The sequence below is a fragment of the Paenibacillus sp. EKM10P genome (genome assembly GCF_011800655.1).
GTDB classification, from domain to species: Bacteria; Bacillota; Bacilli; order Paenibacillales; family Paenibacillaceae; genus Paenibacillus; species Paenibacillus polymyxa.
Genome location: NZ_JAALET010000009.1, coordinates 1 through 20,759 on the forward strand (window position 1 = coordinate 1; position 20,759 = coordinate 20,759).

Annotated in this window: 22 protein-coding genes, 4 tRNA genes and 1 pseudogene; 23 read left to right on the plus strand and 4 right to left on the minus strand. The window is 44.7% G+C overall.

All coding sequences use genetic code 11. The features are described 5' to 3' along the window. Position 1: 1 nt before the first annotated feature. The 4 genes from HFE01_RS18695 to HFE01_RS18710 all read left to right on the plus strand — a co-directional run bounded on the left by HFE01_RS18695 (position 2) and on the right by HFE01_RS18710 (position 331). Positions 2-76 (plus strand) — tRNA-Gln (locus HFE01_RS18695). Between the two features lie 6 nt (positions 77-82). After that, positions 83-154 (plus strand) — tRNA-Gly (locus HFE01_RS18700). A 12-nt stretch (positions 155-166) separates the two neighbouring features. After that, positions 167-241: transfer RNA gene (locus HFE01_RS18705), tRNA-Cys, on the plus strand. Between the two features lie 11 nt (positions 242-252). Continuing rightward, positions 253-331: transfer RNA gene (locus HFE01_RS18710), tRNA-Leu, on the plus strand. A 44-nt stretch (positions 332-375) separates the two neighbouring features. On the opposite strand, the gene HFE01_RS27645 is transcribed toward HFE01_RS18710, so the two are convergent. Continuing rightward, positions 376-501 carry a hypothetical protein gene (locus HFE01_RS27645; RefSeq protein ID WP_019688586.1) on the minus strand — a complete coding sequence of 42 codons (126 nt, stop codon included), beginning with the start codon at positions 499-501 and terminating at the stop codon, positions 376-378. A 1,102-nt stretch (positions 502-1,603) separates the two neighbouring features. Here HFE01_RS27645 and HFE01_RS18715 point away from each other — a divergent pair. From HFE01_RS18715 to HFE01_RS18735, 5 genes are all read left to right on the plus strand, one after another. Then, positions 1,604-2,125, plus strand: a complete 522-nt coding sequence (locus tag HFE01_RS18715; protein ID WP_016819923.1) for a MarR family transcriptional regulator — start codon at positions 1,604-1,606, stop codon at positions 2,123-2,125. Further along, the gene (gene sufC / locus HFE01_RS18720) at positions 2,106-2,882 is read left to right on the plus strand and encodes a Fe-S cluster assembly ATPase SufC (RefSeq protein WP_016819924.1); all 777 of its coding nucleotides are present in this window, start codon (positions 2,106-2,108) and stop codon (positions 2,880-2,882) included. The genes HFE01_RS18715 and sufC overlap by 20 nt, the downstream gene beginning before the upstream one ends. A 23-nt stretch (positions 2,883-2,905) precedes the next feature. Further along, positions 2,906-4,213 (plus strand): Fe-S cluster assembly protein SufD, encoded by a 1,308-nt coding sequence (gene sufD, locus HFE01_RS18725; protein WP_374984583.1) that lies wholly within the window; start codon positions 2,906-2,908, stop codon positions 4,211-4,213. Positions 4,214-4,256: 43 nt separating this feature from the next. After that, positions 4,257-5,654 (plus strand): Fe-S cluster assembly protein SufB, encoded by a 1,398-nt coding sequence (gene sufB / locus HFE01_RS18730; RefSeq protein WP_019688583.1) that lies wholly within the window; start codon positions 4,257-4,259, stop codon positions 5,652-5,654. A 313-nt stretch (positions 5,655-5,967) separates the two neighbouring features. Continuing rightward, positions 5,968-6,207 carry a NifU family protein gene (locus HFE01_RS18735; protein WP_013373004.1) on the plus strand — a complete coding sequence of 80 codons (240 nt, stop codon included), beginning with the start codon at positions 5,968-5,970 and terminating at the stop codon, positions 6,205-6,207. Positions 6,208-6,254: 47 nt separating this feature from the next. On the opposite strand, the gene HFE01_RS26975 is transcribed toward HFE01_RS18735, so the two are convergent. Then, a complete protein-coding gene (locus tag HFE01_RS26975) occupies positions 6,255-6,425 on the minus strand; it encodes a ParA family protein (RefSeq protein ID WP_174822002.1) in 171 nt (56 codons plus the stop codon). Between the two features lie 222 nt (positions 6,426-6,647). On the opposite strand from HFE01_RS26975, the gene HFE01_RS18745 reads away from it, so the two are divergent. The 9 genes from HFE01_RS18745 (at position 6,648) to HFE01_RS18785 (ending at position 13,488) form a co-directional block, all read left to right on the plus strand. After that, entirely contained in the window at positions 6,648-7,205 is a 558-nt protein-coding gene (locus HFE01_RS18745) for a TetR/AcrR family transcriptional regulator (RefSeq protein ID WP_016819928.1), read from the plus strand. Positions 7,206-7,348: 143 nt separating this feature from the next. Then, a complete protein-coding gene (locus tag HFE01_RS18750; RefSeq protein ID WP_107734754.1) occupies positions 7,349-8,575 on the plus strand; it encodes an MFS transporter in 1,227 nt (408 codons plus the stop codon). A 127-nt stretch (positions 8,576-8,702) separates the two neighbouring features. Continuing rightward, positions 8,703-9,014 carry a LiaF transmembrane domain-containing protein gene (locus HFE01_RS18755; protein ID WP_017428655.1) on the plus strand — a complete coding sequence of 104 codons (312 nt, stop codon included), beginning with the start codon at positions 8,703-8,705 and terminating at the stop codon, positions 9,012-9,014. An 88-nt stretch (positions 9,015-9,102) separates the two neighbouring features. After that, positions 9,103-9,771 (plus strand): PspA/IM30 family protein, encoded by a 669-nt coding sequence (locus HFE01_RS18760; protein ID WP_019688580.1) that lies wholly within the window; start codon positions 9,103-9,105, stop codon positions 9,769-9,771. A gap of 7 nt (positions 9,772-9,778) precedes the next feature. After that, the gene (locus HFE01_RS18765) at positions 9,779-10,264 is read left to right on the plus strand and encodes a PspC domain-containing protein (protein WP_016819932.1); all 486 of its coding nucleotides are present in this window, start codon (positions 9,779-9,781) and stop codon (positions 10,262-10,264) included. After that, positions 10,264-10,968 (plus strand): PspA/IM30 family protein, encoded by a 705-nt coding sequence (locus HFE01_RS18770; RefSeq protein WP_016819933.1) that lies wholly within the window; start codon positions 10,264-10,266, stop codon positions 10,966-10,968. The genes HFE01_RS18765 and HFE01_RS18770 overlap by 1 nt, the downstream gene beginning before the upstream one ends. A gap of 148 nt (positions 10,969-11,116) precedes the next feature. Further along, positions 11,117-11,764 (plus strand): cell wall-active antibiotics response protein LiaF, encoded by a 648-nt coding sequence (liaF, locus tag HFE01_RS18775; protein ID WP_164965055.1) that lies wholly within the window; start codon positions 11,117-11,119, stop codon positions 11,762-11,764. Positions 11,765-11,780: 16 nt separating this feature from the next. Further along, entirely contained in the window at positions 11,781-12,860 is a 1,080-nt protein-coding gene (locus tag HFE01_RS18780; RefSeq protein WP_167438338.1) for a sensor histidine kinase, read from the plus strand. Beyond that, entirely contained in the window at positions 12,838-13,488 is a 651-nt protein-coding gene (locus HFE01_RS18785; RefSeq protein WP_167438339.1) for a response regulator, read from the plus strand. The genes HFE01_RS18780 and HFE01_RS18785 overlap by 23 nt, the downstream gene beginning before the upstream one ends. 76 nt (positions 13,489-13,564) lie before the next feature. Here HFE01_RS18785 and HFE01_RS18790 read toward each other — a convergent pair whose 3' ends face one another. Then, on the minus strand, positions 13,565-14,020 hold the full coding sequence (locus HFE01_RS18790; protein WP_016819935.1) for a hypothetical protein: 456 nt from the start codon (positions 14,018-14,020) through the stop codon (positions 13,565-13,567). 248 nt (positions 14,021-14,268) lie between these two features. On the opposite strand from HFE01_RS18790, the gene HFE01_RS18795 reads away from it, so the two are divergent. The 3 genes from HFE01_RS18795 to HFE01_RS18805 all read left to right on the plus strand — a co-directional run bounded on the left by HFE01_RS18795 (position 14,269) and on the right by HFE01_RS18805 (position 18,655). Continuing rightward, complete coding sequence (locus HFE01_RS18795; protein WP_167438340.1) at positions 14,269-15,033, plus strand: YwmB family TATA-box binding protein; 765 nt, start codon at positions 14,269-14,271, stop codon at positions 15,031-15,033. 187 nt (positions 15,034-15,220) lie between these two features. After that, complete coding sequence (zwf, locus tag HFE01_RS18800; protein WP_019688577.1) at positions 15,221-16,777, plus strand: glucose-6-phosphate dehydrogenase; 1,557 nt, start codon at positions 15,221-15,223, stop codon at positions 16,775-16,777. A gap of 297 nt (positions 16,778-17,074) precedes the next feature. After that, positions 17,075-18,655 (plus strand): peptide chain release factor 3, encoded by a 1,581-nt coding sequence (locus HFE01_RS18805; RefSeq protein ID WP_016819938.1) that lies wholly within the window; start codon positions 17,075-17,077, stop codon positions 18,653-18,655. Positions 18,656-18,807: 152 nt separating this feature from the next. On the opposite strand, the gene HFE01_RS18810 is transcribed toward HFE01_RS18805, so the two are convergent. Then, positions 18,808-19,041, minus strand: coding sequence for a small acid-soluble spore protein SspI (locus tag HFE01_RS18810; RefSeq protein WP_016819939.1), 234 nt, complete (start codon positions 19,039-19,041; stop codon positions 18,808-18,810). Between the two features lie 157 nt (positions 19,042-19,198). Here HFE01_RS18810 and HFE01_RS18815 point away from each other — a divergent pair. Then, positions 19,199-19,867, plus strand: a pseudogene (locus HFE01_RS18815) (potassium channel family protein); the annotation flags it as partial. Between the two features lie 77 nt (positions 19,868-19,944). After that, positions 19,945-20,733 carry a TrmH family RNA methyltransferase gene (locus HFE01_RS18820; RefSeq protein ID WP_117289251.1) on the plus strand — a complete coding sequence of 263 codons (789 nt, stop codon included), beginning with the start codon at positions 19,945-19,947 and terminating at the stop codon, positions 20,731-20,733. Positions 20,734-20,759: the final 26 nt, after the last annotated feature.

The following is a 20,759-nucleotide window of genomic DNA, read 5'->3' on the forward strand; positions in this document are numbered from 1 at the left end:
TTGGGGATTAGCCAAGCGGTAAGGCAACGGACTTTGACTCCGTCATGCATAGGTTCAAATCCTATATCCCCAGCCATCTTATGCGGACGTGGCTCAGCGGTAGAGCATCGCCTTGCCAAGGCGAGGGTCGCGGGTTCGATTCCCGTCGTCCGCTTAGTTATATTCTGGCGCCATAGCCAAGTGGTAAGGCAAAGCTCTGCAAAAGCTTTATTCCCCAGTTCAAATCTGGGTGGCGCCTCCATAATTAAATATGCCGGCGTGGCGGAATGGCAGACGCGCTCGACTCAAAATCGAGTGGGAAACCGTGGAGGTTCGAGTCCTCTCGCCGGTATTAACTAAAAAAGTTCATTAGAGACATTCTCTAATGAACTTTTTTTATTTGAGCTTTAGTACCCCACTTATTGCTTGAGCTGAAGACACCTTTGAGTTGTATTCCAAATGCGAATAAATATTTGCCGTTGTTGCATAATCGCTGCGGAACCATTCCTGAACTTCTTTCATGCTTACTCCTAATACATCTACATAAATATACTCCAGGTATTCAAGACAATAAGAATTGTCAGAAGATAAGCGATAGGATTCCTGTTATTCCTTCATACGAATCAGAAGCTCATAGAACGTGTCTCACCAATGGCAGTATATGGCGACTGGCTTTATTCTTGGTTCGGTCCTTTTCATCATCTCTTGCCATTGAAGCAAAAAGTCTGCGAACAGCCTTTAGCTATTACCGGATGGAGTAGTCGCTTTTACTCTTGCAGCATATCTTCGTTTTCAACCGCGAGTGCTTGTCCTTCCATATGATAATTCTTTCTGGCTTCCTGAAGCAAGATTTCGGCTCTTTTCTTGGTTCCTTTTATCTTAAGCCCCGTAGGGATCCATTTTGGTTATCATTTACCATTCTCATCTTTACAGTTAGGCGGATGTCCCGTTGCACTTTCTCCTCTTCCAACAACTCCAGAGGGTGAACCCGATCCTTTTTCAAATACCAGTTGAGCTTCGGAATGGATTTGCTACAAAAGTGGTAGCTAATCCGCCGATGGATTGCTTTAGCGCCCAGAAGGTGCATTTGATTTTGAACTGGGCGGATAAAGTTCGATGATCTAGGTCATCTCCAGTGTCAGATCGGTGCTGGCTAGAATGGAGCATCGCCTGTTCGGATTCACCAGCAAAAACCACAGTTTTTGGTATACTCTTTGGCCTCATAACATATCCAGACACAGGTAACTGACTGATTATTCATTGCTATACATGCTCACGATAGCGTACTCAAACGCGGCGATACGGCTTTAAAACAGCTCGGCCAAGCACCACCTTTGTCCTCTTTTACGATAGCGACCCCGGTCTTTGGCAGGTGTACCATGACGTAGGTATTCAAAACCATTTCCAGAACGTGCCCTAGTCAAAACACAGCCTGAGGCCGATGACAATGACAACAAACCCATGATGAAAAGTGCCTCCAAAATTGTATCACATTTAACACAATTGATATTGATAATCAATATCAATTGTGTTAATATAACTTTGTTTACTAGTGAACAAAAATAATCTAATGGTGACACTAAACTTGGTCTGCAACTACTACAAAAGAGGGGAGATTGGGAAATTGGAGTTTCAAAATCATTTTAAAGGTCATCTTTACGAGCAATATATTAAAATGCTACATCTGAATGAACTGTATACTGAACAAGAAATTAACTCGTTTCGGCAACAGGCCAGAAAGTACCAGATTGACATGCTCTCCAACAATATTACTAGTGTACACGTTATTGATTGCATTGGTGATTATGAACCGATAAATCATACCGGGATTGTGGAGAAGATGGGGTTGTCCAAAGCTAGTATTACTAAAATTAGTGCAAAGCTGCTGGAAATGGGCTTCATTATGAAAAGTCAACTGAACAGCAATCGTAAGGAGATTTACTTTAGTTTAACGGATAAGGGAAGACACGTTTATCATTTGCATAAAGAACTGCACAAAGAAAAAGAAGAAAGGTTTTACCAATTCATTGAATCCTATTCAGAGGTTGAACTGCAGACTATTGGAAAATTTATGAGTGATTTGGTGGCGCGTGCCGAAGAATACTCCGAAGGGAAGTTTATGATAAATGACGACATTAAAGATTGAGGAATTAAGATCCAAGATTGAAGGGAAAGAAATTTTAAAAGGGCTCACACTGGAGATTCATGGCGGAGAGATTCATGCGATTATGGGGCCTAATGGGACGGGGAAAAGTACATTGGCTTCAGCTTTAATGGGCCATCCCAAATATGAGGTTACTGGCGGTAAGGTGACATTGGACAATGAAGACCTTCTGGAGATGGAGGTGGATGAGCGTGCCCAGGCAGGCTTGTTCCTCGCTATGCAATATCCAAGTGAAATTGCTGGCGTGACCAACTCGGATTTTCTCAGAAGTGCCATCAATGCACGGCGTGAAGAAGGCGATGAGATATCCTTAATCCGTTTTATCCGTGAAATGGAGAGCAAAATGAAGGGGCTGGAGATGAACCCGGAATTTGTGCATCGTTATTTGAATGAGGGATTCTCTGGCGGTGAAAAAAAGCGGAATGAGATTTTGCAAATGATGCTACTTGAACCCAAGTTTGTGATCCTGGATGAAGTGGACTCAGGGCTTGATATTGATGCACTGCGTATTGTGGCCAATGGCGTAAATGAGATGCGCAGCCCGGATAGAGGCTTTTTAATCATCACCCATTATCAACGACTGTTGAATTATATTACCCCGGATTTTGTGCATGTCATGATGCAAGGCCAGATAGTTAAATCTGGCGGTCCGGAGCTTGCCCACCGTTTGGAGGCTGAAGGGTACGATTGGGTGAAGGAGGAACTTGGGATTACGGATGAGACGGTAAGGGAAGCTTAAAAGCCGGAGAGGAGGAACAGCACGTGGATATACAAGCTAGAGTTTCAATGAATGTGGACGATTTACGCGCATGGTCAAGTGCTAAGGATGAACCTCGTTGGCTGATTGAACGCCGCGTTCATGCACTCGAACTGGCAGGGACGCTGGAGTTGCCTAAAGTGGAGAAAATCAATCTTGAAAAATGGGATATCTACGAAAGTGGAGATTACAAAGCTGAGAATGCGTGGTCTAGTTTGGAGGAAGCGCCGGAGGTTGTTCGAGGTTTGGTTACTTCTCCGGTGAAAGGCGGACTAATCGTTCAGTTCAACTCGGATGTAGTGTATACGAAATTGTCCGAGAGCTTAGCCGCCCAGGGAGTCATTTTAACGGATCTGCATACTGCGGCAAAAGAGCATGAGGAGCTGGTTCAACGTTATCTCTTTCAGGCAGTAAAGCCAGAAGAACATCGTTTATCTGCTGCACACAGTGCCTTATGGAGTGGTGGCGTTTTTCTATATGTCCCAGACGGTGTAGAGGTTGAAGCACCTATTCAAGCGATCTTTCTTAACGATACAAGCGGTGTGTGTTTTGCTCCTCACGTCTTAATTGTGGCAGGGAGCAACAGCAAGATCACTTATGTGGATAATTGTGTATCGAGTGGTGATGATGTCAAGGTATTGCATAACGGTGTGACGGAGGTCTTCGCGGGGGCGGGCTCAAAGGTGCAAGTAGCTTCGGTTCATCAGCTTGCTGCAACTACAACAGATTTCACCCAGCGACGGGCGGTCGTTCTTGCTGATGGGGGTGTGGAATGGATTATCGGTGAGATGAACAATGGTTATACCGCCAGCGATACCAAGACTTTGCTACAAGGCAACGGGGTGGTCTCCGACAATAAGGTAATTGCTATTGGCACGGGTAATCAAAAATCGAGCTATACAACTCAAGCTCAGCATTTTGGCAGAAGCTCGGTAAGCCAGATGATTACGCGTGCAGTCATGCTTGAAGAAGCTACGGCCATTATCAACGGCATTACAAAGATTGAAAAAGGTGCAACCCATTGTGATGGTCAGCAAACAGAACGCGTGCTTATGCTAAGTCCTAAAGCTCGCGGCGATGCCAATCCGATCCTGCTGATAGATGAGGATGATGTAACCGCGGGTCATGCTGCATCCGTGGGGCAAGTAAATGCAGAGCAAATCTATTATCTGATGTCGCGCGGGATATCAAGGAGTGTAGCCGAACATCTTGTTATTTTCGGATTTCTCGCTCCTGTCATTTCGGAGATCCCGCTGGAAGGTGTTCGTAGTCGCCTAAAAGATTTAGTGGAAAGCAAGCTCGGCAGATCATAGCAAATCAAAATGATTCTTGAAAGGTTAAAAAGGAGTGATACTAATGGCTAAAAAAGCACCAGATATGGGCGAATATAAATATGGGTTTCGCGACAAGCACCAGTCTATTTTTCAATCTGGAAAAGGTCTGACGGAAGAGATTGTCCGGGAAATTTCCCGGATCAAGGAAGAGCCGGAGTGGATGCTCAATTTTCGGTTGAAAGCTTTGAATCAATTCTACAAAATGCCGATGCCTGAATGGGGAGCGGATTTGACCGGGCTAAATCTTGATGACATCCAGTATTACGTTCGCCCTTCTGAAAAACAAGGAAAGACCTGGGAGGAGGTTCCTTCCGAGATCAAAGCAACCTTTGACAAGCTGGGAATCCCTGAAGCGGAGCAAAAGTTCCTGGCGGGCGTATCCGCTCAATATGAGTCGGAAGTAGTTTATCACAGCATGCGGAAAGAACTGGAGGATCAGGGCGTTATTTTCCTTGATACGGATACTGCATTAAAGCAATACCCCGAAGTGTTTAAGCAATATTTTGGGACGATCATCCCTCCCGCAGACAATAAATTTGCGGCGCTTAATAGTGCGGTTTGGTCAGGCGGTAGCTTTGTATACATTCCGAAGGGTGTTCATTGCGAGGTTCCTATACAAGGTTATTTTCGTATTAATTCTGAAAATATGGGTCAATTCGAGCGGACATTAATTATTGCCGAAGAGGGCAGCTTTGTCCATTATGTTGAAGGATGTACAGCACCTATTTATAGTACCAGTTCTTTGCATAGTGGAGTTATTGAAATTATTTGCCGGAAAGATTCCCGTGTCCGTTACACGACCATTCAGAATTGGGCTCCTAATATCTACAACTTGGTAACCCAAAGGGCTGTGGTAGAAGAAAATGCCACAATGGAATGGGTGGACGGCAACATCGGCTCCAAGGTAACAATGAAGTATCCGGCAGTATTATTGAAAGGACGGGGAGCCAAGGGGTCCATCCTGTCTATTGCCGTAGCCGGTAAAGATCAGCATCAAGATGCTGGCGCGAAGGTAATACACCTTGCTCCCGAGACAACATCTACGATTATATCCAAATCCATCAGCAAGCAGGGCGGAAAAGTAAACTACCGAGGGTTGTCCAGCTTCAGCCGCGATTCCGCAGGGTCTAAGTCCAATATTAAGTGCGATACGTTGATATTGGATAACATGTCAACATCAGATACGATTCCATACAATGAAATTAAAAACGATCAGATTACTTTGGAGCACGAGGCAACAGTATCCAAAGTGTCTGAGGAACAATTGTTTTACTTAATGAGCCGCGGGCTTACAGAACAAGATGCTACACAAATGATTGTAATGGGCTTTATTGAACCGTTTACCAAAGAATTGCCAATGGAATATGCCGTTGAAATGAATCGGTTGATTCAATTTGAGATGGAAGGAAGCATCGGTTGATTCATTAATTTAATAGATCAAACCTTTATCATTCTTTAAAGAGGTGCTAGTAATGAAGAAAAATAAATCGGACGATTCAGAACTAGCTCAAATTACCCGAGAGATAAGAAAACTTCAATTCTGCCTCCATATGCTGTCAGGATTGAGCGCAAGTTGTGGTGTGATGATACCTTTAGACTCTATTCATACGCTTATAAGGGAACTTTCGGATCAAGAGGTTACTCTTAGGCAAAAAGCAAAGGATCACTCAGACGATCTAGGATGAAAAAAGGTCTGAATGACGGTTGGTAAAACAATGGGAGGAGTTGACATAATGGATGAAAATGGAGTTTTATTCGATGAAGTATCGGAAGTTCTTCTCAAACTACGTCCTTTCTTACTGCGTGACGGTGGAGATGCTGAACTGGTCGAAGTTGAGAACGGTATAGCAAAATTAAGATTTTTGGGAGCATGCAATGGTTGCCCAAGTGCTACGATTACGTTAAAGGTTGCTATTGAGCGCGCAATTCTTGAGGAAATTGATGATATTAAAGAAGTTGTACAAGTATTCTAAAATTCCTCGATACTGAGCAACTGAGTTATTCCTGTCGCAGACCATAGCTACGGAAGTTGATCCCGCTGCTCAATACCAAAGTACATCGACAGATTACCTTGCGGGTAGAAATCGACGAACAGCGCTTTTTTACCTTCGTCAAACAAGGTATTATCAAGATTTAATTCGGTATCGAGTGGGAAATCGTGGAGGTTCAGTCCTCTCGCCGGTATACACAAAAGGGTGATAAAATGCTTAAAGGCATTTTATCACCCTTTTTATTAATTGCATTCTCAATTTCGGCTACATAATTAATCGGGTGTCAGATGAATGAAGATAAGAACTTCACATAGTTTCTTTTCTAAATAGTATATTTGACTGTGACTTTGAGGTTGTAGTAGGATAATGGTACTGAAAAAACATTTATAGTTTATTAAGTGTAAAAGAAATGAGGAATGCATATGCAAGAAAGAATTTTGGAAGCTTTTGTAGAGGAAGTTCATGAGAATGGATTGAAATTTACTATGGATGATCTTGCGAAAAGACTTGCCATCAGTAAGCGTACGTTGTATGAAAATTTTTCGTCTAAGACTCTTATTTTAGAGACACTTATTGAGCGTACAAATGATGATATGATTCAAAAGACGGAGCAAATTATCCAAAACAATGAATTATCTTTGTTAGAAAAGATTAAGCAGTCGATTAGGGTTATGCCGCTGTATTATAAGTTTTATGATTTAAGAATTTTGGACCAGATGAAAAAGTATTATCCTGAGCAATGGAAAAGAGTACATGCTGATTTAAATGATTGGTCTCCGATCAGAACATTAATTCAGGAAGGTATTCGAGAAGGAATTATTGTGAATAAAAATGAGGCTCTAATCATGAAGCTAATTATTGATTCAGTGAATTTAACGCTTGATCAGCGTTTCTTTCTGGATAACAGTGTGACGGTAGAGGAAGCAACTTATTCCATTGTAGATATATTGTTATTTGGGTTAGTCGAAAAACAAAAATAGCCTAATAATATGTGTGTATTAAAAGAGGCTATTTTTTTATATGAAAACTAATAAAACAATTAAGGTTTTTTTGTTTTTGAAGCTAGGATACTGAAATTAACTACTGATAAATAAAAGGGGTTCTGAAAAGGAAGGGTGGAAATATGTCTGTACTAACAAGAAATCGGGGAGCAATGCTGTTATTGATGCTTAACATTTTTTTAGCATTCATGGGGATTGGATTAGTCGTTCCTGTTTTACCTAAATTTATAAGTGAGCTAGGGATGAACGGTTCTTCAATGGGACTAATGGTTGCAGCCTTTGCGCTGACACAGCTTTTATTATCACCTTTGTCAGGAAAGTTGTCTGACCGTTATGGACGTAAAAAGTTGATTGTTTCTGGGATGTTTATTTTCATGCTGTCAGAGCTTGTTTTTGGATTGGCGAGTTCCGTTCCTACCTTGTTTGTTGCACGAATCATGGGCGGGGTAGGGGCTGCGTTGCTTACTCCCTCTATAATGGCCTACGTCGCTGATGTGACCTCATTTGAGGAAAGAGGCAAGGGTATGGGCATGATTAATGCAGCGATTAACACAGGCTTCATAATCGGGCCAGGGATTGGCGGTTTGCTTGCAGCCTATGGAATACGTATTCCCTTCTTTGCGGCGGCAGGTGCTGCAGGAATAGCGGCTATTTTGTCTCTGTTCGTGCTGCCTGAGTCTTTGAGCGAGGAAAAACAACAGTACAATAGAGAGCTTCCGCGTGAAAAGGAAAACCTTTTACAGCAATTTGCCAAGTCCTATCAATCTCCGTATTTCATGGGCTTGCTCATTGTATTTGTCGTTGCTTTTGGATTGGCGAATTTTGAAACGGTATTTGGACTGTTTGTTGACCATAAATATGGTTTTACACCGATGGATATTGCCATCATTATAACGACAGGGTCTATTTTGGGGGCAGTTGTTCAAGCAACTATATTTGGTTGGATCATTAACCGTTTTGGTGAAAAAAAAGTAATTCACCTTTGCTTGGCTATTGGAGGACTGTTTATTTTCCTAACTTTATTTGCCGAGCAGTACGTGATGATTATGCTGACGACTTTTATCATTTTTCTGGCTATGGATATCCTTCGCCCAGCAGTAAGCACTTCTCTATCGCGGCAGGCTGGGGATGAGCAAGGGTTTGTAGCGGGTATGAACTCGTCCTATACCAGCTTGGGGAATGTAATTGGACCGTTAGTTGCAGGACTGCTGTTTGATGTTCATATTAATTTGCCTTATATGGTGGCAGCGGTAGCCTTATTTGCTTGTCTCGTCCTTTCACTACGCTCTAAGCATGCAGGAAAGCGACACTCAACAACCCTTGCAGTAGAGCAGCGTAGAAGTGGTTAGCCGCAGGTCTATATTCACCCCCGACTTAGGTCTAGGTTCAAAAACCGTCTGGGGTCCGTTTTGTCAAACGTTAGGTCAGCGTACAATAAGGACATAAGCAAGACACAGTGAAAGGCGGTGAGAGATGATGAGAGTTAACAAAGGGAATGGGTTAGCCATTGTACTGATCGTGTTGGGTTCGATTATGCTGCTCGGTAAGTTTACTCCGTTTTTCGGTCACTTTGTAGGACATCTGATTGGTTACTTAATTCCGATAGCGATGATTATGCTGGGGTACTACGGTGTGAAAAGAGGAAATGCGCTCTTCGGTTGGATCGTGCTTGTGCTCGGGGTACTGATTTTACTGGGCAAGCTGTCCTGGCTTATTGGACCACTGCTGGCAATCGGATTAATCATATTTGGTGTATCCATGCTGAGTGACCGTAGAAGACGCTACTGAATGTGACAGTTTGAGGATGAAGAAAAATGTACGAAAGCAAAGAGCAAGAAATGATGAAAATACGGACTTGTGAAAGGAGTAGACGCCAATGAGTGTTTTTCGAAGAATGCGTGATATTACGGTAGCAACCTTCAATGAGCATTTGGAACAAAGTCAAGATCCGGTACAACTTATTGACCAGTTTCTATATAATACCCGTCAGGAAATCGCCGAAGCGGAAAAGCTTCATCAGCAGTATGCAGTGCATACAAGACAAATGAAGCAGCAGTTGGATCATGCATTGTCCATGCAGGCCAAACGGGAGGAACAAGCGCTTCTGGCTTTGAAAGCAGATGAGGAACACGTCGCAAAGCTAGCCCTTCAGGAAAAAATGCTGTATGCAGAAAAAGAAGAGCAGTATAGAGAACTGTGGGAGCAGAGCCGTGAATCATTACGTGAATTGGAGCAACAGCTGGATACATTAAAGACAGAATACCAAACGGTACACAGTAAGCGTCAGTATTACGCTGCACGTGTACAAACGTTGAGACTCCAGCAGCAAATGAACGAACGGGCAGGTACATACGGTGGACGAAATGTTCCCCGAATGTTCAACCGCTTGGAAGACCGGGTAGCCGATATGGAAGCAGAAACGATGAGTCTGCGTGAATTGCGTCGGGGTGAGGAGTATACAAGGGATGCTCACAGCGGTGGATCGCTGCTCGAACAAGAGTGGGCGAGATTGAAAAGCAAGCTGAACAACAGCGGGAAGGAGTAAGTAAATTATGACCCGAATTTACCGATCAAGCCGGGATAGAGTATTAACTGGAGTATGTGGCGGTCTTTCTGACGCAACAGGAATGGACTCAACTTGGATACGTATTCTGGTTGTGATCAGTTTCTTTATTACAGCAGGCACCACATTTATGATTTATGTGATTGCAGCGTTGGTTATTTCCAAGGAACCAAGATCTCCTTACGATGGAGGATTCGGTCCAGATAGCGGTCCCTATACCCAGCAAGATCCGCGCTATTATGGGGGTAGTAATACTAGAACACAGTACGGACAAGGAACTGGTTACAATCAAGGCGGAGCATACGGCAACTCGAACCCGTTTGGTCAGGATGCCCGCTATTCATCCAAATTTAATGCAGGACACAACAGTGATCTGGATTCCATGATGGAAGATATCGAGAAAAAAGCAATGAAAAAGGAACTGGAAGAGTTACGTAAAAAAGTAGAGCAATTCGAGAAGGGAGAACGTAAATAATGGGAATCTTTAAAAGAATGAAGGATATGACAAGAGCATCGGTGAATGAAATGTTGGATAAAGTTGAAGATCCGATTATCATGTTAAATCAGTACTTGCGTGATATGGAGGCAGAAATTCATGAGGCTGAGGTAACAGTCGCCAAGCAAATGGCAAATGAGCGTCGTATGAAACAGCGCTTGGAGGAGGCTGTACGTGTATCCAATGAGCGCGAAAAGCAGGCCGAATCTGCATTGCGAAATGGTCAGGAAGAAGTAGCCCGTAAGCTGCTGGGCGAGAAGATTTATTTTGTGCAAAAGCAGGATGAATACCGTGACTTGCACACTCAAGCCGAGCTTCAAGCGAAAGAACTGGTACAGCAGCTTCATGGAATGAAGGATGAATTCTACAAAATGCGCAATAAGCGTAATGAGCTGGTATCCCGTGCTCAAATGGCAAAAGCCAAAAAGCAAATGTCGCAAATCAATAGCTTGCACACGATTGAAAGCGGGTCTGCTTCGCTGGGCTTCCACCGCATGGAGGAAAAAATCATGCAAATGGAGGCGGAAGCTGACGTACTGCGTGCCCCTTATCGTCAAGCACCGGGAGAGGCATATGTTAATCCCGCAGAAGCTGAAAAACAATTTAAAGTGGATGAGCAGCTTCAACAATTGAAGTCCAAAATTCAGACAGGTGCTAAACCTGTAGATATGAAGAAGGACTAACTACTCGGAACCCAAACATTATGATATGCTGTATAGATGGACACTGACCAATAACAGTGCTCAATCTGTATGGTTCGGGAAGCCATATGGCGATAAATTGCGCCACTATGGCTTTTCCTTCCTGTATAAACAAAAAAGGGGGTGCAGCATGGAGAGAAGAAAATCAGCCTTGGCACTGGCAGGGATTGGCATCGGGATTATCGTTTTATTCGGTCAGTGGATTGGGTTCCTCTCCGTGTTTGCACTGATCCTAATGTTGGCGGGAATATATAAGATTCGCAATTCCAAAATCAAAAAGGGCTATACGATGCTTGCCATCGGTGCTGGTCTGCTGGTGCTGGATCATTTGTTCTTGTTTGTGGTGATCACATTGGCTTCGCTGGCTGTGTTCTATTCACGTTCCAGGAAGCTGCATAAAGGTCAAAGCTCCATATTCAAACACAATTTCATATCCAATCACAAATGGGATGAAGTGCCGTGGAGCTTGCGCAGCACAAGCATATGGCATGTGGTTGGGGATGTGGATGCTGACCTGACGCTGGCTCTTCCAGAGGAACGTGAGCCCGTCATATTTTTACAGGGGATCTTCGGTGACATTGACATCACGCTGCCGGATAATTACGGTGTAGAGGTGGAGATGTTCGTATTGTTCGGGCAGATTCAATTCGACCGGGATCATGAGGCGGGGATGCTCAACCGACTGGTGTGGAAGTCTCCTCATTTTGAGCAGAGTGAATATAAAGTGAAGTTTGTCGTTTCGTACCTGGCGGGCGATGTCCGCATTCGATTTTATTGAATCAGGAGGAACCGGGATGAATCAAAAAAAAACGTCCAACATGGTAACCCGCAGTATGGGTGAAGGTATCCTCCTGTGTGTTGTTGTGGGCGTAGTTGTCTTTTATATGCTGTATACATATGGATATGTGAAGTCGTTCCCAACCTGGGGAATGATACTGAAAGTAGCAGGAGCTGTTATACTGGTGTTGATTGGTACAGGCGCAATGTACGGATTTTATGAAAGTTATCGCTTTAAAAGCAGACTGGAAATGTTAAGAGAGACATTGCTAATGTGGGAAAAGGGCACCCCTGCACGTGAGTTGCCACCCCTAGGGCATGATGAGCTTGGCAGGCTAGGAGAGCAGTTAGAACGAATCGGGCGTAAATGGCAGGAACAAGTTACGTCTTTACAACGCTTATCTACAGATAATGCTCAGCTGGCAGAACAGGCACGAATGACTGCGATCGTAGAGGAACGGCAGCGGCTGGCCAGAGAGTTGCATGATGCAGTATCGCAGCAATTATTTGCTATTTCAATGACAGCGACGGCTGTGGGCAGGACACTGGACAAGGATTTTGATAAAGCGCAACGTCAGGTTGCATTAATTGAAGAAATGTCTTCCGTGGCACAATCCGAAATGCGGGCGTTACTCCTTCATTTACGGCCTGTCTATCTGGAAGGAAAACGGCTTGAGCAGGGTTTGCGTGATTTGGTACAGGAATTACAGGCAAAAGTACCAATGGAGATTGATTTTGAGATGGAAAGCGGAGTACAGTTGGTTAAAGGCATTGAGAATCACTTGTTTCGCATTGTTCAGGAAGCGATGTCTAATACATTGCGCCATGCCAAAGCAACTCGTATGGAAATTCGTATCGTGCAGCGCCCGGATTCCATTAGGCTGACGATTCGGGATAATGGTATTGGTTTTGAAATGGATGAGAAAAAGCAGACATCATATGGATTATCCACCATGCAGGAGCGGGTCAGTGAAATTGGGGGAGCCATTCAGTATATAACGGCTCCGGGAAAAGGGACACGCATCGAGGTGTCTGTGCCAGTTATTTATGATGAAAGCGGAAGGAACGATGATCATGGAAACGGAATTACCGATTAGCGTACTGCTGGTAGACGACCATGAAATGGTGCGGATCGGGCTTGCGGCAGTGCTGGGGACAGAAGAAGGGATTGAAGTGGTCGGCGAGGCTGGAAGCGGAGAAGAAGGCATACGGTTAGCATCAGAATACAAGCCAAATGTGATTTTAATGGATTTGGTCATGGATGGCATGGATGGTATTGAAACGACACGCCAAGTGACACGCCTGCTTCCAGAGACAAAGGTGATTGTACTGACGAGTTATTTGGATGATGAGAGAATGTACCCGGTCATTGAGGCAGGTGCATTCAGTTATTTGCTCAAAACGTCTCGTGCTTCCGAGATTGCGGATGCGATCCGTGCAGCTGCACGCGGACAGTCCGTACTCGAGTCACAGGTGGCCTCTAAGATGATGAATCGATTCCGCCAGCCACAGGCTGAAGCGCCCGCACATACAGAGCTAACAGATCGTGAGATGGAGGTTCTTCGCTTGTTGGCACAAGGGAAGTCTAACCAGGATATCGCAGATGAACTGATTATCGGGATTAAGACGGTAAAATTCCATGTCACGAACCTTCTCGCCAAATTAGGAGTAGAGGATCGCACACAGGCGGCAATCTATGCCTATAAGAACGGCTTAGCAGAGTAGATTATAAAACGACAAATACAAAGAACCGGAGGCGATGAATGGTCCTCCGGTTTTTTTGTGTTCTGAAATACGGCGTTTAGATAAGGAGGAATAGAAAGGCGATTAAGGCCAGATCTAGTGCAAGCCCTCCCCCGTATCCATATCTGCCGCGATAGCCTGCTCTGCCATTTGCATAATTTCCATTTCCGTTTGAGCCAAATTCGCCTACGTTATAAGGAAAGTATGGATTTAGAAGTTCGTCGGGCGGTCTATTAAAGGCATTTAGCTTGGCAGAAGGGCGAGCTTTGTTTTTGGAATTCCTTTTTTTCTTTTTAGAGGAGATTTTTTTAGCTTTTTGTTTTCCTTTGTTACTGTAGCTTCCGGCATAGAGACTACCAGGAAAGGAGGATGGATATCCGTTCAACATCAGCTTGCCTTTGCTACACCCGCTTAAGATGCCGATGTGTCGTGTACCATCACGCATGACGGCACAGACCATCCGTCCGCCATGAGGTGCCACACTGGCTTCATTTACTGGATAAATGGGAAACATGATTTCACCTCTTTTGGTGTAAGATGCGTTGTGATTATAGTCTATTCCTATAGTGCCTACGGTGTATGGTCGAACACCCAGTAGGCGAATGAATATTTCTGAACGGTTGTGCTGACTTCCTCTGCGTATAAAACCTCTGGCAACGGGCATACTATTGATAGATTCATAGATTTCAATCAAGCCGAAAAAAGAAGCATTCTATCGTGTGTATGAGGAGAACGAATGGTTATGGAGGGGAAGGAACGCCTATGTTAAAAGCAGAGATGTTTAAAAAGGGAGTTATTGCGATTTTGGTATTAGGAACGGTGTTGGTACTGGCTGGCTGGCGTTACGGAACTATTCAGACCAACGGAACTGATTCCCGCGAGGCAGAAACGGCTTTACGCTCGTTGTTATTCCTATCGGATCAAACCCCGGGTACACTGGATAAGCTAGTTGTAAAATGGCAAGGCGATTGGATTCCTAATCATGGAGATCCGGCAGATATAGCGGCACAGATAGCTGATCAACTGAATATACCCACAGCAAGTAAACTCGTGGAAAATGGACATACACTTTATCGTTCTGTTCGTGATCGTGAGGATTTGAAAATTCGTTTAAATGTGATGGAACGTCAAACTGGACAATGGTATGTAGTCGTTCAGCTGGAAAGCAGTGACACAGGACGTGAGCCATTGATTCAGCTTCATAAGCTTTGTGCTGAGCAATTAAATTCTATAGGGGTGCAAGCGCAGTGGAACACCTCCGTTCAGCGTTCGCTGCAAGCAAAGGAAAGCGTGGATCAACTGATGAAACAAACAGAAGCGAGCTTAGCAGGGACCATCTCTATGCAGGCTAAAGAAAGATACACAGATGTAAATACAGTAGCCGTATCTTATGAAGCTCCAGACCTGCCATTAATGGTTCAAAGCGGTGAGCATCAAGTTCAGATGCAGATGGCTGTACATGAAAATAAGGAGCAGCAGGATAAACGCATAACACTTGGTTTTCCGCTTATCACGATTGAATACTGACTTATAAGGTAAATTTATGATTCATCGGATAGCTTATCCATGTGGAATATGTTAAAATGTCATCAAATCTTTAGTTCCATGTTTTTCGAAAATCAAGTATGATCTTGTATAAATATACACAATACTACATGCGGATTTCGAGGATTGTGGATTGCGGAATCTTGACATGGGAAGAATGAGGTACTTCATGGCTGACATACCTGTTAAAGAATCTCTTGTGACACAAGGTGCAGTTCTGTTTATTTTTGGTGCTACGGGCGATTTGGCTCGCCGCAAGTTATTTCCTGCTATCTACAGCTTGTACCGCGAAGGCAAGCTTGCTGAAGATTTTGCTGTTATTGGTGTAGCAAGACGTCCTCGCACAGAAGCAGAATTCCGTAATGACCTGTACGCCTCCATACAGGAGTTTAGTCGCTATAAAGCAGAAAATGATCAAGAATGGCAGGCATTTGCCGAGCATTTTGAATATAAATCGCTGGATATCAACAATGTCGATGGGTTTCATGAGCTGAGACAGCAGACGGAGGCTATAGAAGGTAAGTTTAACATACCGGGAAATCGGTTGTTTTATTTGGCCTTGGCTCCTGAATTATTCGGAAGTGTGTCGAAGAGCTTGAAAGAGGGCGGCATGTTGGACGGCAAGGGCTGGAATCGTCTGGTTATAGAGAAGCCTTTCGGCTACAACCTCGAATCTGCACAAGAACTGAACATTGAAATTCGTGAAGTATTTGCCGAAGAAGAAATTTATCGGATTGATCACTATCTTGGTAAGGAAATGGTACAAAATATCGAGGTGATCCGATTCGCTAACGCCTTTTTTGAACCACTATGGAATAACAAGCATATTGCCAATGTGCAAATTACGCTGAGTGAAACGGTAGGGGTAGAGGAACGCGGAGGTTATTATGATCATTCCGGTGCCTTGCGTGATATGGGACAGAACCATATGCTGCAAATGCTTACGATGATCGCGATGGAGCCACCTAGTCGTTTGTTGCCTGAGGATATCCGCGATGAAAAGGTAAAAGTGCTGCGTTCACTACGACCTTTTGGATCATCTGAGGATGTGAAGACCAACGTGGTACGTGGTCAATATACTGAGGGCAGTTATCGCGGTCAGCAGTTGCCAGGGTATCGTCAAGAAGACAAGGTTGATCCACAATCGAATACAGAGACTTATTTTGCTTCACGCGTGTTTGTTGATAACTTCCGTTGGGCTGGCGTACCGTTCTACATTCGTACGGGCAAACGCCTCCCTGTAAAAACTACGGAGATCGTTGTGGAATTTAAGAGTATGCCGACCAATGTATATCTCGGTCAAAAGCATAAGCTCGAACCCAACTTGCTCGTCATTCGGGTTAATCCAATGGAGGGCATTTACATTAAAATCAATGCCAAGAAGCCTGGTTCGGAGTCAGATATTGAGCCGCTGGCGATGGATTTTTGCCAAAGCTGTATGGTGGGGATCAACTCACCGGAAGCTTATGAACGGTTGCTGATGGATGCGATCGAGGGTGATTCGACGTACTTCACGCGGTGGGATGAGGTGGCTACAGCGTGGGGATTCGTTGATCGAATCGCCAAAGCATGGCAGCAGACCCCGGATACACTGGAAACCTATGCTGCAGGCTCATGGGGACCTGATGGTGCTCACAAGCTGTTGGAGCAGGATGGCTACAAGTGGTGGCCGGTTAGCGGTCAGGATGAAGATAATGTCATCTGGCGAGTAGGCGGCACTCAGTAATCCCGATTTGTCCAGCATCCCCCTATGTCCTGTTCAGGATGTAAGGGGATGCTTTGCGTTCGGAGTATGCTATAATAGCTTAGTCTCAGGTTTTCAGTTTGCAACTGATTATACGTTAAAGGCAGGCTAAAACATGTAAATAGATCGTATTTATCATGAATATGGTGACGGAGTATGCCGAATACTGGAGCTAACGGCAATGAGCCGATGAACTTGTGAAAATAGGCGTGCATCATGGCCTTTTTATAATAGCTTGAGCAGAAATGCAATGGATTCGATCATGAAGGGATATGTGAAATGAGTAAAACAACAGATATACTTCAACAGGAAGTCGACAAACGGCGTACGTTTGCGATTATTTCTCACCCGGATGCGGGTAAAACGACACTGACGGAAAAGTTGCTGCTGTTCGGGGGCGCTATTCGTCTTGCAGGTACAGTCAAAGCTCGTAAAGCTAGCAAGCATGCGACGAGTGACTGGATGGAGATTGAAAAACAGCGGGGGATTTCGGTAACATCCTCAGTAATGCAATTTGATTATAATGGGCATCGCGTTAATATTCTGGATACCCCGGGTCACCAGGATTTCAGTGAAGACACGTACCGCACACTGACAGCTGCAGATAGTGCGGTCATGCTGATTGACGTAGCGAAAGGTGTGGAAGCGCAAACGATCAAGCTGTTCCAGGTTTGTGCGAAGCGCGGAATACCGATATTCACCTTCATTAATAAGCTGGACCGTGAGGGACGCAGTCCCTTTGATCTGATGGAGGAACTGGAACAGGTTCTTGGTATCCGTTCGGTGCCGATGAACTGGCCGATTGGTACTGGGCGTGATCTGTGCGGTGTTTATGATCGTGTCAAAAATCAGGTTGAGTTGTTTCAGGGAGATGACCATTCCACGATCAAGGTACAAAAAGTGGAAGGTTACAATGATCCGATTATTCGCGAGATGGCGGGCGAATATTTGCACGACCAATTATGCCAGGATTTAGAGTTGCTTGATGTCGCAGGTGACCCTTTTGATATGGAAAAAGTACAGCGTGGAGAATTGACGCCTATATTCTTTGGCAGTGCGATTAACAATTTTGGCGTGCAAACATTTTTGGAAAACTTCCTCCAGCTTGCGCCTAAGCCAGAACCGCGCCGCAGTACAGTTGGGGAAATTCAGCCAACGAACGAGAAGTTTACTGGCTATGTATTTAAAATTCAGGCCAATATGAATCCGGCTCACCGTGACCGTATAGCATTTTTGCGTATCGTGTCTGGTAAGTTCCAACGCGGGATGAGTGTTAAACATGTTCGAATGGGTAAGGAGATTAAGCTGTCCCAACCACAGCAGTTCTTGGCACAGGACCGTGATATTGTCGAAGAAGCATTCCCTGGGGATATTATAGGATTGTTTGACCCAGGTATTTTCCGCATTGGCGATTCACTGAGTCAAGGTGGCGAGGTTGTATTTGATGAACTGCCAACCTTCTCACCTGAGATTTTTGCCAAGGTTACTGTAAAGAATGCTTTAAAGCACAAGCAGTATCTGAAAGGTATCGACCAGTTGACTGAAGAAGGTATGATTCAGGTGTTCCGTACGGTAAGCTTCGATGATACGCTTCTAGGCGTAGTCGGCCAACTGCAATTTGAAGTATTTGAATACCGCATGAAGGGTGAATATGGGGTAGATGTACAGCTTCAGCGTATGCCGTTCCAATTTGCTCGCTGGATTGTGGATGAGCAGATTGATCCGAGCAAGTTCCGTATCAACTCTACGCTGGTGAAAGATAAGAAAGGCAATTATGTCGCCTTGTTCGAAAATGAGTATGCCATGCGTACGGCTATAGAAAAAAATCCGACTGCTAAGTTTTTGGAAATGGCTCCATAAAATTTTATATGCAGAGCAGTCTGATCTCAGTCATTTGATATATACCACGAATAGTCCACTCGATATGAATGCGAGTGGACTATTCTTATTTTCGAATACGGGTAAAAATAATGAGCACAATTAAAGCATAACAAGAAGTTGAATAGCTAGAGCTAGGTTAAGGGCACGGGTTTGATTTTATCGATTTGTTCATGTGCCAAATGGACGAAGTCATGCTGCTGGTTTGGACTCATATGCTTCCATGCGATTTCAAGAATGACACCCAATCCAGGCAAAGCGGCTTCCGGTCCATCCACTGACCCAATAATCATATCCGTAAGATCAGCCTCTGATTTGCCGTGAACTTTGTGAACAATCGCTTGTCGTAAATCCATTGTAATGGGCATGTGTACCTCCCGTATGTTGTAATAGTGATCGAATGTATTATGGCTTGGGCTGTGGTCCAGTATACATGGAGAAGCATTTGGAATAAGGATGCCAAAATTTATGTTTGTAGCATGATATGCTATACTATGACGGACAGTATGGTGAGCGGGAGGTAAAGAAGGAATGGCGAAAAAACAGTATGCGGTCATTGGCATGGGGCGCTTTGGGTCCAGTGTTGCCAGCGCGCTGAGTGAGATGGGTTTTGATGTGTTGGCTATCGACTCGGACGAGCAGCGTACACAGGAAATGTCGAATATTGTGACGCATGCGGTTTCTGCCGATTCGACGGATGAGGAAGCACTGCGAGCACTGGGTATCCGCAATTTTGACGTAATTGTAGTCGCAATTGGTGAAGATATACAAGCCAGCATTCTAACAACATTGATTCTCAAGGACATGGGTGTGCCCGCTCTTGTGGTCAAAGCACAAAATGAACTACACGGGAAAGTGCTGCAAAAAATAGGTGCGGATAAAGTGGTTTATCCTGAACGGGATATGGGACTGCGGGTAGCCCATCATCTAACATCTCCTAATATTCTGGATTATATCGAGCTGTCCAAGGACTACAGTATTTTGGAGATGCGAGCCGCTGATTCCATGATCGGCAAAAATCTGAAGGAGCTAGACATACGTGCACGCTTCGGCTGCAATGTAATGGCGATTCGCAGAAACCAGGAGATGAACATTTCACCTTATGCTGAGGATCGTCTTGAAGCGGGTGATGTGCTGGTCATTGTGGGTCACAAGGACGATCTAACCAAGCTGGAGCTGGCTTTTGCAGCTTAGAGAGGTTTGATGTTCAAGTACAAGTGATGCATCATTTATTTTTAAAGAAACGGACCATAGAACGGAAGGTTAAACGAATGGAAATCATTTCACCGAATAATGCACGTGTAAAAGAATGGTCGCAATTGCTGGAGAAAAAGCATCGTACACGGCAGCATAAATATATTGTTGAGGGTATTCATCTAGTGCAGGAAGCGTTGCGTTCGAACGCGGCAGTAGAAAGCGTCGCCTATGATTTGGACAAGGGGATTCCTGCCGAGCTGAATGGTCTGGATTCAGCCGACCAGCCGGTGGAATGGATTCCCGTGTCGACGGCGGTCATTGCCAAATGCACCGATACCAAGACGCCGCAGTCTGTCTTTGCTATCGTGCGTAAGCAGGAGCAGAGCGCATTCGCAGCATTACTTGAGCAGCCAGATGCGCTGGTGATGGTGTTGGACGGGGTACAGGACCCCGGCAATGTAGGCACCATTATCCGCAGCGCGGACGCTGCTGGAGCCGCAGGCGTTATATTGGGTCATGGCTGCGCCGACCTGTACAACCCCAAAACGATCCGTTCCACGATGGGATCGTTATTTCATCTGCCGGTCATCGAAGGCAGTCTGGAGGAGCTTTTGCCGCAGGCCAAAAGTAAAGGGGCCCGCTTGCTCAGCACCTCGCTGGATGCAAGCTTGTCATGCTATGCCGTGGATTTGCGTGTATCCACCTGGCTCGTGATTGGCAACGAGGGCCAAGGTATTTCTGCTGCTACCGCTAGTATGGTGGATGAATCAGTATTCATTCCAATGCAGGGACAAGCAGAGTCACTGAATGCAGCCATGGCCTCTACGGTGTTATTATTCGAGGCGATGAGACAGCGAAGCTAAGAGAATGAACACGGATTTGTCTGGGT